Genomic DNA, 14898 nt, shown 5'->3' with positions numbered 1-14898 from the left:
CCTCGATGACCTTCTGGTTGCGGCGCTGGATCGAGCACTCGCGCTCGCCGAGATAGATCACGTTGCCGTGCTTGTCGCCGAGGATCTGGATCTCGATGTGCCGGGGATCGACGATGAATTTCTCGATGAAGACGCGGTCGTCGCCGAACGACGATTTCGCCTCGGCCTTGGCGAGGTTGAAGCCTTCGGCGACCTCTCCCTTCGAATGCGCGATGCGCATGCCCTTGCCGCCGCCGCCGGCGGAGGCCTTGATCATCACGGGATAACCGATCTCGTCGGCGATCTGGACCGCGTGCTTGTCGTCCTCGATCACACCGAGGTGGCCCGGCACGGTCGAGACCTTCGCCTTCGCAGCCGCCTTCTTGGATTCGATCTTGTCGCCCATCGCAGCGATCGCGCCGGGGTTCGGGCCGATGAAGACGATGCCGGCTGCTTCCAGCGCGCGCGGAAACGCCCCGCGCTCGGAGAGGAAGCCGTAGCCGGGATGCACGGCCTGCGCGCCGGTCTTGCGGCAGGCCTCGACGATCTTGTCGATCAAGAGATAGCTCTCGGCCGCGGCAGGCGGGCCGATCAACACGGCCTCGTCGGCCATCTCGACATGCAGCGCGTCGCGGTCGGCCTCGGAGTAGACGGCGACCGTCTCAATCCCCATACGGCGCGCAGTCTTGATGACCCGGCAGGCGATCTCGCCGCGGTTGGCGATCAGGATTCGTTTGAACATGCTCTTCTTGCTTGGGCTTCTTAGGACTTGGCTTCTTGGACTTGGGCTTTTTGGCAGGATTCCTCCCCGCGCAATCCGGCACGGGCCACTCCGTTGGTACAGCAAATTGCCCCGGAGGCAACGGTCTAATGCAGACCCTGCCCCGTGCCTGGCCAATGCTCGGTCAGTCCTTGGCGGTAGCCGAGGGAGATTTCAGCCCGAATAGGTCTTGAAGCGGCCGCGGGAATGGGCCTTCGCAACGGCCTTCATCAGTTCGCTGACCTCATTCTCCAGAAATTCATTGGCCACGATCAGCGCCCGGATAGTTGCGCGTAGATTCCCGCCGCAGGCGGAAATCGCCTGATCGACAGCCGCTTCCAGCCCGTCATCGTCGTCAGATTCGGGCCGTGCAGACATCATGATGTATCCGGGATTCAGGTGGTGCATCATGTTCCTATTTTGTTCTCATCAAGTCAATCGGATCTTTGATCGGACGCCATCTCCCGCGCCGCCCTTTTCTTCCGCCGCCAGCGCGCCAGGCATTGCAGGGTCCAGATGCCGGTGACGACCTCGACGAGGACGTTGACGATGAACTCAGCCATGCCTGCATCGCTTCAATGGCAATGTCCGGCCGTTCTACGCCGCGGAATGCCGATTGGGATGTGACGGCGCGCACGCACCTCTCGCGAACAGTCGTTGGTTGGATCGTACCTGCCTGTGCTAGAAGTCCGGCTGCCCGCCAAATATCTGAAGTGAGAAAATGCGGTTTCGAAATCCCGTCATCACGACGCTTCTCCTGACATTCCTGTCCGCGAGCCCTGTCCTGTCTGCGACCGCAGCCTTGGCGGCGAGCGCTGGCCCCTCCGCCACGGCGGTCATCAAGGACGCCGGATCCGTTCAGCTCGGCAACACGACCTATCGGCTCGACGGCATCGACGCGCCGGCGGTCGACCAGCTCTGCATCGACGAGCATGCCGACGTCTGGACCTGCGGGATCGAAGCGCGCGATCAGCTCACCAAGCTGATCGGCGGCAAGCCAATTCACTGCGACGATATCGGCGTCGATCCGACCTTCAAGAAGCGCCGCCTCGGCGTCTGCAAGATCGAGGGTGACCCGACCAGCCTCAGCCAGGTGCTGGTCCAGAAGGGTTACGCCCTCAATGTCGAAGGATCGGCCACTGGCCGATTCAAGCCGGATGAGGCCACCGCCAAGGACAACCGTGCCGGGCTATGGAAAGGCTGCTTCGTGGCGCCGCGCGATTTTCGCAACGCCAAGAAGGATGGCGCGCTGCTCGGCAACGCCTGCCCGGCCGATCGCGACACGCAGATCCGCGATGCACTCTTTCCCAGCGACCTGCCGATGCCGGCAAGCTGCAACATCAAGGGCAAGTACGCCGTACGCGCCCGCGTCACCGGCAATGTCGGCATCTATCATTTGCAGGTATGCCGCAGTTACCCGGGCCTCGGCAATCCGGATCGCTGGTTCTGCTCCGAGGAGGATGCGCAGGCCGCCGGGTTCCGCCGGGCGTATAATTGCCGTCCGCCCAAGAACAAGTGACGGGCAAGCGGATTGCATCGTCATTCCGAGGCGCGAAGCGAACCCGGAATCTCGAGATTCCGGGTTCGACGCTTCGCATCGCCCCGGAATGACGGTGGCAATTGATCGCGACAAATCACACTGGCAAAGCCGCCTCGTCCTGTGTGACACTGCGCCTAGAGGTTGCCGGCGCGTATGACCCCTCCCGATCCCTCTGATGTGCTTCCCGAAGCTGCGGCAGCCGAACGGCTGCGGCAGCACCTTGAGGAGATCGCACGCGAACGCGATCGTGCCCATCGCGAACTCCAGGAGCGCGAGGCCGAGCTGGCGCGGATCCAGCGCATCGCGCGGGTCGGCGGGCTCGAGATCGACTTCCGCGACGGCGTGCGCAACCGCCGCTCTCCCGAATATCTGCTGGTCCACGGCCTGCCGCCCGAAGAGGTCAACGAGACCTATGAGAACTGGGTCGCGCGCATCCATCCCGACGATCGCGAGCGAACGATCCAGCACCTGTTCGCCGTGCTCAAGGCCGGCGGTGAGGATTACACGGCCGAATACCGCATCATCCGCCCGAACGACGGCGAGAGCCGCTGGATCCGCGTCGTCGCCAAGATCGACCGTGATCGCAACGGCCGCGCGCTGCGGCTGGTCGGCGCCGATCTCGACGTCACCGATCAGATGCTGGCGCAGGAAACCCTGCGCGAGAGCGAGGAGCGCTTCCGCCTGATCGCGGACAGCGCGCCGGTGCCGATCTGGGTGACCAAGCTCGACCGCACCCGCTCGTTCGCCAACCAGGCCTATCTCGACTTCCTCGGGCTGCCGTTCGAAGAAGCGGTCGTGTTCGACTGGCGCAAGGCGCTGCATCCGGATGATCTACCGAACATCCTGCAGGAGCAGATCACCGGCGAGCTCTCGCTGAAGCCGTTCGTGCTCGAGGCGCGCTATCGCAACGCGACCGGCGATTGGCGCTGGCTGCGTTCGGAGTCGCAGCCGCGCTGGGATCCGAACGGCAAGCATATCGGCTTCATCGGCGTCGCCCATGACATCACGGCCGCCAAGGAAGCCGAAATCGAGCTGCGCAAGCTCAACGAATCGCTGGAACGGCGCATCCTGGAGCGCACCGCGCAGCTCGAATCCCGCGAAGCCCAGACCCGCGCGATCCTGGAAACCAGCCATCAATATCAGATGCTGCTCAACCGCGACGGCGACCTGCTCTACACCAACCAGACCGCGCTGGCCGGAATTCGCGCCGATGCCGCCGATGTCGTCGGCAAGCCATTCTGGGACACGCCGTGGTTCGCCGCGACCGATGGCATGCCGCGCGTGATCCAGAATGCCTTTACGACTGCCATGCGTGGCGAAGAGGTCAAGATCGAGCTGCAACTGCAGCTGCCGATCGGCGAGCGCTATTTCGACTTCGCGATGCGGCCGCTGCAGGATCAGCACGGCACGATCGTCGGCGCGGTGCCGGAGGCTGTCGACATCACCGAACGGCGCCGCGGCGAGGAAGCGCTGCGGCAATCGCAGAAGATGGAAGCGGTCGGCCAGCTCACCGGCGGCGTCGCGCATGACTTCAACAATCTGCTCACCATCATTCGCTCCGCGACCGACTTCCTGCGCCGCCGCGAGCTGCCGGACGAACGCCGCCGCCGCTACATCGACGCGATCTCTGAGACCGTTGAGCGGGCCTCCAAGCTCACCGCGCAATTGTTGGCATTTGCGCGCCGGCAACCGCTCAATCCCGAAGTATTCAATGTCGGGACGCAGGTCGACAGCGTCACGCAGCTGATCCGCCCGCTGGTCGGCGCACGGATTCACATCGAGGTCAGGATCGAAGATCCCGACTGTTTCGCAATCGCCGATATCGGGCAGTTCGAGACGGCAATGATCAATCTCGCGGTCAACGGCCGCGATGCCATGAACGGCGAAGGCCTGCTGACGATCGGCGTCAGGAAGGTCAAGCACATCCCTGCCCTGCGCGCCCAGGCCTCGCGCAGCGGCGATTTCGTGACCGTGTCGATCCAGGATACCGGCACCGGTATCTCGCCGGAAAATCTCGACGCGATCTTCGAACCGTTCTTCACGACCAAGGAGGTCGGCAAGGGCACCGGCCTCGGATTGAGTCAGGCCTTCGGCTTCGTCAAGCAATCCGACGGCGACATCGAGGTCACCTCTACGCCCGGTCACGGCGCGACCTTCACCATCTATCTGCCGCAGGCGATGCGTCCAGCAGATATCAAGATCGCAACCAACGCGGGCACCGAGCAAACCTCGATCGGCCGCGGCTATCGTGTCCTCGTGGTGGAGGACAATGACGACGTCGGCCAGTTCTCCACCGAGCTGCTCGAGGATCTCGGCTACTCGGTCAAGCGCGCGGCCAATGCCAATGCTGCACTCTCGATCCTCTCGGAGAACGAGTTCGCCGCCGACCTCGTGTTCTCCGACGTGATCATGCCCGGCATGAACGGGGTCGAGCTTGCCGGGGTCATCCGCGATCGGTTTCCCGGGCTGCCGGTGGTGCTGACCAGCGGCTACAGCAACGTGCTCGCCGAGAACGCGCACAGCGGCTTCGAGTTGATCCAGAAGCCCTATTCGGTCGAGGCGCTGTCGCGCACGCTCCGCAAGGCGATCGCCGAGCAGCGGGCGACCGCTCCGAAGTCCTGACCGCGGGTCCGGCGCGCCCTACTCGATCACCACATGCGCAACGCCGAGCTGCAGGATGCCGAGTGCCCGGGCCGCTGTGGTCGAGACGTCGATGATCCGTCCGCGAATGAACGGGCCGCGGTCGTTGACCCGGCAGCGGATCGACTTCCCGCGATAGGATACGGTGACCATGCTGCCGAACGGCCGCCTGCGATGCGCGCAGGTCATCTCGCCGCTCCTGCCGATGCCATGATAATAGGACGCAAGGCCACTCTCTGCGTTCGCCATGCACGAGGTAAACAGCAGCATGGCCGCGGACGTTATTGCGGTTTTCATTGATTGCCTGCCGGTCGAGCCCCGCAATGGAACGCGGTTCCACGATTTCGGTTCCGCATCCGTCGCATCGGCAGGTGGATTTTTTGGAACTTTCTCTGCGGAAAGCGCGGGCGTGACGCTTAGGGCCTGGGCGATGGCGGCTCGCTCAGGCGGCGTCCTCGACGCCATCGGCCGCGAGCAGTGTCCGGACATCCTGCGCAGGAACCGGCTTGCTGAACAAGTAGCCCTGCATCTGCGTGCAGCCGAGCATCTGCACAGTGTCGCGCTGCTGATCGGTCTCGACGCCTTCCGCGGTCGTGATCATGTTGCGGTCGGCGGCGATCGAGACCACCGCGCGGATGATCGAGGCCGAGCCTGAGTTGCGGGTCACTTCCTTGACGAAGCTGCGGTCGATCTTGATCTTGTCGAACGGGAAGCGCTGCAGATATTGCAGCGACGAGTAGCCGGTGCCGAAATCGTCGAGCGCGATGTGGACGCCGAGCTCGCGGAGCTGGCCGAGCGTGACCAGTGCCGCATCGTCATCGGCGATCAGCACGGCTTCGGTGATCTCGAGCTCGAGCCTGCGCGGGTCGAGCCCGCTCTCGGCAAGCGCATTTGCAACCTTCAGCGCCAGCGTCTCCGACTTGAACTGGATCGGGGAGACGTTGACCGCAAGGCGTACATGCGCCGGCCAGGTCGCGGCCTCGATGCAGGCGGTGCGCAACACCCACTGCCCGATCTCCTCGATCAACCCGGTTTCCTCGGCAACCGGTATAAACTCCGCCGGCGAGATCATCCCGCGCGCCGGATGCCGCCAGCGCAGCAGCGCCTCGCAGCCGGTCACCTCGTCGCTGCGCAGGTCGACCAGCGGCTGGTAATGCAATTCGAAGCCGCCCTCGGCCAGCGCGGTTCGCAGGTCAGCCTCCAGTGCACGGCGCAGATTGGCCTGCTTCTCCATCGCCGGATCGAAGAAGCGATAGGTCCTGCGGCCGGCGGCCTTGGCCGCGTACATCGCGAGGTCGGCGCATTTGAGCAGGCCGAACAGGTCGGAGCCGTGACGCGGGGCGATCGCAATGCCGATGCTGGCATCGCTCGACAGGCGATGACCGAGGCAGTCGAACGGTGTGCGCAGCGACTGATAGACGCGCGCGACCAGATCGCTGACGTCGTCGTCCGAGGTGATATCGTGCTGGACGATCGCGAACTCGTCGCCGCCGAGGCGCGCGATGAAGTCGTTCGATCCGACCGACTGCCGCAGCTTCTCGGCCACACGGCGCAGGAATTCGTCGCCGATCGGATGGCCGAGCGTGTCGTTGATCCGCTTGAACTCGTCGATATCGATATAGTGGATCGCGAATTCGCGCACCACTGCCTCGCGCAACAGCTCTTCCGCGTGGCGCTGGAACAGCGTCCGGTTCGGCAGATTGGTCAGGGCATCGTAATGCGCGAGATACTCGATCCGCGCCTGCGCACGCCGCCCGTCGGTGACGTCCTCGAGCGTCGTGGCCCAGCCGCCGTCCGGCGCGCGCTTGTAGATCAGGCGGATGCTGCGGCCGTCGGGCGTCATGATCAACGAGTCCCGGACCTGGTCACCCCTGGGATCGGTGAAGCGGACGCAGTAGGCATCGACATCACCGATGAACGAGCCGAGCGCCTGACGATGCAGGATCAGGTCGCGCAGATGGCATCCGGGTTTGACGATGTCGGGCGACAGGCCGAACATATCGATATATTGCTGGTTGCAGATCACGAGCCGCGCCGAGGCGTCGAACAGCAGCAGCCCCTGCGTCATGGTGTTGATCGCGGTGTCGAGGTGCTGGCTCTTCTCGGACAGCCGGCGCTGCGCCGCATCGTGCTGCCGCTGCAACTGGCGGACGATCAGGAAGACCATCATGATCACGATCAGCACCGCAAGCACCGCGGCGCAGAACTGCAGCTTGGTCTGGGCGCGCCAATCCTCCAGCGCGCTGGAGGTCTTCGTGGTGGCCAGGATCAGGATCGGAAAGTGCGACAGCGACCTGACCGCGCCGACATTCTCCTCGCCGGCAGCGCCGATGAACCGCCCGGACGTGTTGCCGCCCAGGCCGATGATCTTGCGGAACAGCGACTGGTCGGCGATGTTGCTGCCGACCACGCTCGGATCCTGCGGATAGCGCGCGATGATCGTGCCGTCGCGATGGATCATCGAAATCACGGTGTCGCCGTTCAGCGCCAGCGACGCGACGAAATCCTCGAAATGGCTGGGCTCGACGCCGCGGCTCGCAAAGCCGATGATCTCGCCATTGCGCCCGGTGATCTTGCGGGCAAAGACCGTGGTCCAGTTGCCGGTCACCTTGCTCATCGCGGGCTCGACGATCACGGGCGATGTCGGCCGCCCCGACGTGAACTCCTGGAAGTAGCGCCGGTCCGCGATGCTGATGTCGGGCACCGGCCACATCTCGGACGAGTTGATCAGCCATCCCTTGGCGTTGAACAGATTGAGCCCGCCGACATGCGGCAGCGCGCCCAGCCGCGTGCGCAGCATCTCGTGCGCGCTGAGCAGCGACATGCTTTTCTCGAACTGATCGGCGGTCTCGACCTGCTCCGACCGCAGATGATTCAGGATGTCGTCATGGACATGCTGGAGATCGCTGAGCTGCTGGTCGAAATGCCGCGACAGCAGGAGCGCGGTATTGTTGAGCTCGCGCTCCGACACCTCGAGCGCGCGTTCGCGGAACTGCAGCGCGAGGTAACCGGTGCCAAGCGTGATCGCGAGCACCAGCAGCGCGGCACTCAGAACGAGCCACTGAATGGCGCCCATCCTCGCGGCGCGCGACACACCCTTGTTCGACAGCTGCCGCTGTTCCGGCATCACGCTGTTCGTTTCGACAACCGACATTTTCCTGCCCCTGTGGGTGCCCTTCTACTGGAGCACAACCCAAGGGGTCGTTAGGAAAATCAGTTATCGAGCGGTTAAGGGGAATGCGGACACGGACGCGATCGGCACGCAATCGTCAGGAGGCGACCGCCACAGGCTATGCCGTCGCCTCCTTCAGGCTGCACTCGATCAATGCGCCGTCGATGGTGAATTTCGAGAATGGCGAGAACGGCGTCACGGCCTTGAGCGCGGCGAAGAATTGCGAGTCACCCGGCGACTTCAGGAGAAAGCGGATGTGGTTGGCCGACAATGCGTCACGCGACAGCCAGACGACGCCGGAGAACAGCGCCACGAGCATTTGCGCGTAATCGGCGGTATCGGCGAGGCCGAGATCGTAAATCGGAGACACGTTGACGAAGCGCGCGCTGAGGGCCGGCGCCGTATATCGGCTCATCAACAGACGCCGGACCTGGCAGACCGCGTGGACCCGCTCTCCATCTGTCAGATGATACAGACCCTGACTCTCCCCCTCCCTGGCGGTCAGCGCTTCGAACGCGGCGATGCCGCCAAAAGTGGCAAAATCCTCTCCGACGCCTTCAGCGTCCTTCTTCCATTGTGCCTTGATGTGACGCCAGGACCGCTCAGGATCCTTGAGTGGCAAGAGCCGCATGGTTAAGGGGCTGTTAGCACGGAGGGGGAGTCGACGCCGGGATAATATGTCGCAGGCATTAAGCCTTTGCTTACAGCGGTAATCGGTTGCGTCGACGGGACGCTCCACTGGTGATGCGTAGCCCGGATGAAGCCAACGGGTCGCGCGAATGCGCGCCCGATGACAGGCTCCGCGCAATCCGGGGAGCCGTTTCAACGGTTAGCGCGCTCCCGGATTTCGCTGCGCTTCATCCGGGCTACAAGAGCCTCGCCCCCTTGGCATTCGAGTGCGCGGGCGCTCAAGCTCACGGCTTGCACCAAGCCGAAGCCTCGGGTGGCGCGGCCTGCGGCTGCGGCGCGCAACATGCGCTCTGCTTGCCGTCCTGCTCCTCACGCGCCACGCGCGCGGTCCGCTCGCCGCTGCCGTCGCCATAGACGATGCTCTCGCCGGTGGTGTGGAAGGTCTCCCAGGCGATCCCTGCCGGATCGTCGATCCACGACTTCTCCGACTTGGCGTAACAGCACACCGTATGCCCCTGCTCGATCACCTCGCCGCCTGCCTTGCGCAGCCGTCCATAGACCTCGCCGAGCTCTTCGGCGCTCTCCACCTGGATGCCGAGATGATCGAGGCCCGGCTCGCGGCCGCGGGTCGAGATCGCGAAGTTGACACGGGGGTCGTCGAGCATCCATTTGGCATAGTCGGATTTGACAACCGTTGGCTCGGCGCCGAACAGCGCCGAATAGAAGCCGACCGACTGCGGGATGTCCTTGACGGCGACGTGAACATGCATGCGCTTCATGAGGCATTCCTTTCGGGCGGCGACGCTGGATGGATATTCCATCCCAAGCATGCTCAGATATCAACATCGATGTGACGGGGTTCTACCACGCGATGGACGCACTTGCGCTGTTCGGTTTGTTCGCTGTGACCACGATGCTCGTCTGCTACGCGGCCGAAGATCGCAGCCCCTGGTTCATCCTGGCCTTCGCGGTTTCCTGCGCGCTGGGCTCGGTCTACGGTTTCCTGCAAGGCGCCTGGCCGTTCGGCCTGGTCGAGGCGATCTGGGCCGTCGTCGCCGCGCGCCGGTGGTTGCTGCGCCGAGCCGCCGACGGCGTGTAACGTTATAGCATCCGCGGCCAATCTGTCGCGGCGAGGAACTTGAATGCACGCGGCTACGGCGCTAAGCAGGCGCCATGGCCGCTTCGCGCAGCATGATTCAGTCTTCCTCTCACGCAACGGGACCGCGCCGCTGGCGCAGCCTGCTTGCGGGACTGATCTCGCTTGCGCTCGTGCTGTCGTTCTTCCACGGCTGGGCCTTCGACGGCGATGACGATGCCGCTCCCGGCTTCGCAATCGCACAGTCGATCAACGACACCGGCGGCAAGGCTCCCGCGCATCCGGCCTCACTGCATGGCGATCACTGCCTGACGCTCGTCGCCTCGGTCGCTCCGCAGGAAACCGCATTCCCGATCGCCTATGCGCCGCATCGCTATGGCGACAGCAGCATCGCGCTGACGGCATCGGCCGAGCGCCTCTCTCCCTTCAAACCACCCCGCGCCTGATCCGGTCGGCATGACCGGCCGTGCGCGACTGCCATTCGGCGGCGCGCACGCTTCCGCACAGATCGATGTCGCGACAGCGCACGGCCATCGGCCGGCGCTGCGGAGAGGCGCACATGAAACGGGTTGTTCTATTTTTCGCCGGCGTAGCCGCCGGCATTGCACTGGTCTTTCTGGCAGCCGGAGGCATCGGCTGGCCGGTCAAGTTCCCGGCCACGACGCAGCAGACCGCGTCCGAGAGTCCACAGAAGGCCGAAGCCAAGCATGAGTCCCCGGGACATATCGAGCTGAGCGAAGACCAGATTCGCGAATCCGGCATCGCGCTCGCGCAAGCCGGCGGCGGCATGCTGAAGCGGCATTTCCTCGCGCCGGGATCATTGATCCCTGACGCCGACCACATCGGCCGCGTCTCGGTGCGCGTGCTCGCGACGGTCACGGAACTGCGCAAGCGTCTCGGCGACGTGGTCGAGAAAGGCGAGATTGTCGCTGCGATCGAAAGCCGCGAGGTGGCCGACGCCAAGAGCGAATACCTCGCCGCGCGGCTCACCAACGACCTGCAGCAGACGCTCTACGCGCGACAGAAGACGCTGGTCGAGACCCGCATCGTCTCGGAAAACGAGTTCCTGCGCACGCGGCTGACCGCGAACGACGCCCAGATCAAGCTCGACGGCGCGCGGCAGAAACTGTTTGCGCTGGGTCTGTCGGAGGGCGAAATCGCCGACCTGCCGAACCAGCCCCCGGAAAGCCTGCGGACGCAGTTCTTGCGCGCACCGATCAGCGGCCGGGTGTCCGAACGGCGCGTCGATCTCGGCGGCTTGATCGGGCGCGAAGGCCAGGAAAGCGAGCTCTACGTCATCGTCAATCTCGACGACATCTGGGTCGATCTGGCGGTTTCGCCGGAAGACATCAGCGCGGTGCGCGAAGGCGTTTCGGTCAAGATCCGTGCCATCGGCACCGAGGATGAAGCCAACGCCGGCGTGATCTTCGTCAGCCCCCTGCTCGACCGCGAGACCCGCAACGCCCGCGTGATCGCGACCATGCCCAACAAGGATCACCGCTGGAAGCCGGGCACCTTCGTCACCGCGGAGGTCCCGCTGTCAGGTGCGGCATCGGCCGTGATCGTCTCGAAGAAGGCGATCCAAACCATCAAGGGGACGCCGACCGTGTTCGTCCGCGATGCCGACGGCTTCGAGGCGCGGTCGGTACGCACCGGCCGCGAGGACGACGACGACATCGAGATCGTCACCGGCCTTGCCGCCGGCGAGACCATCGCGGTGCAGAACACCTTCACGCTGAAGGCAGAGGTCGAGAAGGACGAAGCGGAGCACGGCCATGATTGAGCGCATCATCGCTCTTGCGATCCAGCGGCGCTGGGTCGTCGTCACCCTGGCGGCGGTCCTGATGTTCATCGGCGGCATCGCGCTGACCAGGCTGCCGATCGACGCGGTGCCCGACATCACCAACAAGCAGGTGCAGATCAACACCGTGGCCCCGGCGCTGTCGCCGGCGGAGATCGAGAAGCAGATCACCTTCCCGATCGAAACGGCGCTCGCCGGCGCGCCGGGGCTGGAGAGCACGCGGTCTTTGTCGCGTAACGGCTTCTCGCAGATCACGGCAGTGTTCAGCGAATCCACCGACATCTATTTCGCCCGCCAGCAGGTCGGCGAACGCCTGACCGAAGTGCGCGCCCGCCTGCCACAAGGCATCGAGCCGCGCATCGGGCCGACCTCGACTGGCCTCGGCGAGATCTACATGTGGACCGTCCATTACTCCGGCCAGAAGGTCGAGACCGACGGCGCGCCGGGCCTGCAAAGCGACGGCCGCTTCCTGACGGCGGACGGCCAGGTGCTGCAAAGCGAGGTCGAGAAGGACGCCTATCTGCGCACGGTGCAGGACTGGATCATCAAGCCGCAGATCAAGATGGTGCCGGGTGTCGCCGGCGTCGATTCGATCGGCGGATACCTCAAGCAGTATCAGGTCCATCCCGATGCCGCGAAGCTGATCGCGCTCGGCCTCACCTTTGCCGATGTCGCCAAGGCGATCGAAAGCAACAATGTCAGCCGCGGCGCGCGCTACATTGAGCGCAACGGCGAAGGCTTCGTGGTCCGCTCCGGCGGCCGGCTCGAGAACATCGATGAACTCGGCGCCGTCGTCGTCACCACCCGCGGCGGCGTCCCGGTCCGGATCCGCGACCTCGCCACGCTCTCGATCGGCGGCGAGACGCGCACCGGCAGCGCCAGCGAGAACGGCCGCGAGGTCGTGGTCGGCACCGCGCTGATGCTGATCGGCGCCAACAGCCGCACGGTGTCGGCCGCGGTCGACGCCAAGCTGCGTGCGATCACGCCGTCCCTGCCGGCAGGCGTCAAGGTCGAGACGGTGCTGGACCGCACCCAGCTGGTCGATGCGACCATCGGCACCGTGGCGCGCAACCTCTCTGAGGGCGCGCTGCTCGTGATCGCGGTGCTCTTTGTCCTTCTCGGAAACTTCCGCGCGGCGCTGATCACCGCGCTGGTGATCCCGATCGCGATGCTGATGACAGCGATCGGGATGTGGCAGGGCCGCATCAGCGCCAATCTGATGAGCCTCGGCGCGCTGGATTTCGGCCTGATCGTCGACGGTGCCGTCATCATCACCGAGAACAGCCTGCGTCATCTCGCCGAGAAGCAGCACGCGCTCGGCCGCGTGCTGACGCGCGACGAACGGCTGGCGACGGTGCGCGCGTCGGCCGTGGAAATGGTACAGCCGAGCCTCTACGGCCAGGCCATCATCCTGCTGGTCTATGTGCCGCTGCTCACCTTCACCGGCGTCGAGGGCAAGATGTTCGAGCCGATGGCGCTGACCGTGATCCTCGCGCTGGCCGCCGCCTTCGTGCTGTCGCTGACGCTGGTGCCCGCGCTGATCGCGATTGGCATCACCGGCCGCGTGCAGGAGAAGGAGAACTGGCTCGTCGCCGCCCTGAAGCGCTGGTACAGCCGGCTGCTGCGGCGCGCGGTGACAACGCCCATCCCCGTCATCGCGGTGGCGGTGGTGCTGTTCGCGAGCGCCCTGTTCGCCTTCTTCCGCCTCGGCCAGGAGTTCATCCCCTCGCTCGATGAGAAGAACATCGCGATGCACGCACTCAGGATTCCGAGCACCGCGCTGTCGCAATCGCAGGCGATGCAGCTCTCGGTCGAGAAGGCGGTCAGCCGCTTCCCGCAGGTGTCGTTCGTGTTCTCGAAGACCGGCACCGCCGAGGTGGCGAGCGACCCGATGCCGCCGAACGCATCCGACACCTTCATCATCCTCAAGCCGCGCGCGCAGTGGCCGGATCCATCGCTGACCAAGGAGCAGTTGATCGAGGAGATCTCGAAGGCGGTCGGGCGGCTGCCCGGCAACGTCTATGAATTCACCCAGCCGATCCAGATGCGCTTTAACGAACTGCTCGCCGGGGTTCGCGGCGACATCGCGGTCAAGGTGTTCGGCGACGAGTTCGAGCCGATGCAGAAGGCGGCCAACCAGATTGCCGCCGCGCTGCGCAGCGTGCGGGGGGCGACCGACGTCAAGGTCGAACAGGCCAGTGGCCTGCCCGTGCTGGAGATCAAGATCGACAAGGCCGCGATCGCCCGACGTGGGTTGAGCGTCTCGGCGGTCCAGGACGTGATCGGCGCCGCGGTCGGTGGCCAGGATGCCGGCGTCGTGTACGAGGGCGATCGCAGCTTCGACATCGTGGTGCGGTTGCCGGAGAGCGTGCGCTCCGATCTCGAGGCGTTGAGCAACCTGCCCGTCGCGTTGCCGAAGGCGACGCCGAGCTCGCCGGTGCAGAGCCTGCCGCTCAACCGCGTCGCCCAGTTCTCCTTCACCGAAGGTCCGAACCAGATCAGCCGCGAGAACGGCAAGCGCCGCATCGTGGTGACCGCCAATGTCCGCGGCCGCGACCTTGGCTCGGTGGTCGAGGAAGCACAGACGAAAGTCGCGCAATCGGTGCAGCTGCCGCCCGGCTACTGGATGACCTGGGGCGGACAGTCCGAGAATCTCGCTGCCGCGCGCCAGCGCCTTGCCGTCGTGGTGCCGGCCTGCTTTGCGATGATCTTCCTGTTGCTGCTGGCGGCGATGGGCTCGGCGCGCGATGCGCTCTTGGTGTTCAGCGCGGTGCCGCTGGCGCTCACCGGCGGCATCGCGGCGCTGTGGCTGCGCGGCATGCCGTTCTCGATCTCGGCGGCGGTCGGCTTCATCGCACTGTCGGGCGTTGCGGTGCTCAACGGGCTCGTGATGCTGAGCTTCGTCCGGCAATTGCGCGAGCAAGGGGTGCCGATGCGCGACGCCATCGAGCAAGGCGCCCTCACCCGCTTCCGGCCCGTGGTGATGACCGCGCTGGTGGCCTCGCTCGGCTTCGTGCCGATGGCATTCGCTACCGGCACCGGTGCCGAGGTGCAGAAGCCGCTCGCGACCGTCGTGATCGGCGGCCTGATCAGTGCGACCCTGCTGACGCTCGCCGTGCTGCCCGCGCTCTATGCACGGTACGGGCATGCCGGCAGTGCTGCGCGCAGTGAGAAAACCGCGATTCAGCCTGCGGAATGACGGCTCGTCGGCTGGCAGTCCGCATGAAAAATCCGGCAGTTACAGCGCCGAACAGGCGCTGTAACATTTCTGTCATATGGC

The 14898-nt window shown here is 65.0% G+C and carries 13 protein-coding genes; 6 read left to right on the top strand and 7 right to left on the bottom strand.

Annotated features, from left to right (window positions below):
* From H8A95_RS13205 to H8A95_RS43790, 3 genes are all read right to left on the bottom strand, one after another.
* Nucleotides 1-721: biotin carboxylase N-terminal domain-containing protein (locus tag H8A95_RS13205; RefSeq protein WP_229183567.1), on the bottom strand; the 721-nt coding region annotated here is incomplete at its 3' end.
* A gap of 192 nt (nt 722-913) precedes the next feature.
* Nucleotides 914-1120 carry a hypothetical protein gene (locus H8A95_RS13200; RefSeq protein ID WP_016840474.1) on the bottom strand — a complete coding sequence of 69 codons (207 nt, stop codon included), beginning with the start codon at nt 1118-1120 and terminating at the stop codon, nt 914-916.
* A gap of 53 nt (nt 1121-1173) precedes the next feature.
* The gene (locus tag H8A95_RS43790) at nt 1174-1302 is read right to left on the bottom strand and encodes a hypothetical protein (protein ID WP_274617411.1); all 129 of its coding nucleotides are present in this window, start codon (nt 1300-1302) and stop codon (nt 1174-1176) included.
* Nucleotides 1303-1460: 158 nt separating this feature from the next.
* Between H8A95_RS43790 and H8A95_RS13195 the strand changes: the two genes are divergently transcribed.
* Entirely contained in the window at nt 1461-2258 is a 798-nt protein-coding gene (locus H8A95_RS13195) for a thermonuclease family protein (protein WP_229183566.1), read from the top strand.
* Nucleotides 2259-2432: 174 nt separating this feature from the next.
* Nucleotides 2433-4901 (top strand): PAS domain-containing hybrid sensor histidine kinase/response regulator, encoded by a 2469-nt coding sequence (locus H8A95_RS13190; protein ID WP_229183565.1) that lies wholly within the window; start codon nt 2433-2435, stop codon nt 4899-4901.
* Between the two features lie 18 nt (nt 4902-4919).
* Here H8A95_RS13190 and H8A95_RS13185 read toward each other — a convergent pair whose 3' ends face one another.
* From H8A95_RS13185 to H8A95_RS13170, 4 genes are all read right to left on the bottom strand, one after another.
* Nucleotides 4920-5216, bottom strand: a complete 297-nt coding sequence (locus H8A95_RS13185; protein ID WP_229183564.1) for a septal ring lytic transglycosylase RlpA family protein — start codon at nt 5214-5216, stop codon at nt 4920-4922.
* 145 nt (nt 5217-5361) lie between these two features.
* Nucleotides 5362-8073 (bottom strand): bifunctional diguanylate cyclase/phosphodiesterase, encoded by a 2712-nt coding sequence (locus H8A95_RS13180; protein ID WP_229183563.1) that lies wholly within the window; start codon nt 8071-8073, stop codon nt 5362-5364.
* Between the two features lie 136 nt (nt 8074-8209).
* Entirely contained in the window at nt 8210-8917 is a 708-nt protein-coding gene (locus H8A95_RS13175) for a hypothetical protein (protein ID WP_229183562.1), read from the bottom strand.
* Nucleotides 8918-9005: 88 nt separating this feature from the next.
* A complete protein-coding gene (locus tag H8A95_RS13170) occupies nt 9006-9500 on the bottom strand; it encodes an ArsI/CadI family heavy metal resistance metalloenzyme (protein ID WP_229183561.1) in 495 nt (164 codons plus the stop codon).
* A gap of 92 nt (nt 9501-9592) precedes the next feature.
* On the opposite strand from H8A95_RS13170, the gene H8A95_RS13165 reads away from it, so the two are divergent.
* The 4 genes from H8A95_RS13165 to H8A95_RS13150 all read left to right on the top strand — a co-directional run bounded on the left by H8A95_RS13165 (nt 9593) and on the right by H8A95_RS13150 (nt 14817).
* Nucleotides 9593-9820 carry a hypothetical protein gene (locus H8A95_RS13165; RefSeq protein ID WP_229183570.1) on the top strand — a complete coding sequence of 76 codons (228 nt, stop codon included), beginning with the start codon at nt 9593-9595 and terminating at the stop codon, nt 9818-9820.
* A 74-nt stretch (nt 9821-9894) separates the two neighbouring features.
* Nucleotides 9895-10263, top strand: a complete 369-nt coding sequence (locus tag H8A95_RS13160) for a hypothetical protein (protein WP_229183560.1) — start codon at nt 9895-9897, stop codon at nt 10261-10263.
* Between the two features lie 113 nt (nt 10264-10376).
* On the top strand, nt 10377-11600 hold the full coding sequence (locus tag H8A95_RS13155; RefSeq protein ID WP_229183559.1) for an efflux RND transporter periplasmic adaptor subunit: 1224 nt from the start codon (nt 10377-10379) through the stop codon (nt 11598-11600).
* Entirely contained in the window at nt 11593-14817 is a 3225-nt protein-coding gene (locus tag H8A95_RS13150; RefSeq protein ID WP_229183558.1) for an efflux RND transporter permease subunit, read from the top strand. The genes H8A95_RS13155 and H8A95_RS13150 overlap by 8 nt, the downstream gene beginning before the upstream one ends.
* Nucleotides 14818-14898 lie beyond the last annotated feature (81 nt).

Origin of the sequence: Bradyrhizobium oropedii (genome assembly GCF_020889685.1) — a bacterium.
GTDB lineage: Bacteria > Pseudomonadota > Alphaproteobacteria > Rhizobiales > Xanthobacteraceae > Bradyrhizobium > Bradyrhizobium oropedii.
This window is presented reverse-complemented; position numbering and strand designations above follow the sequence as displayed.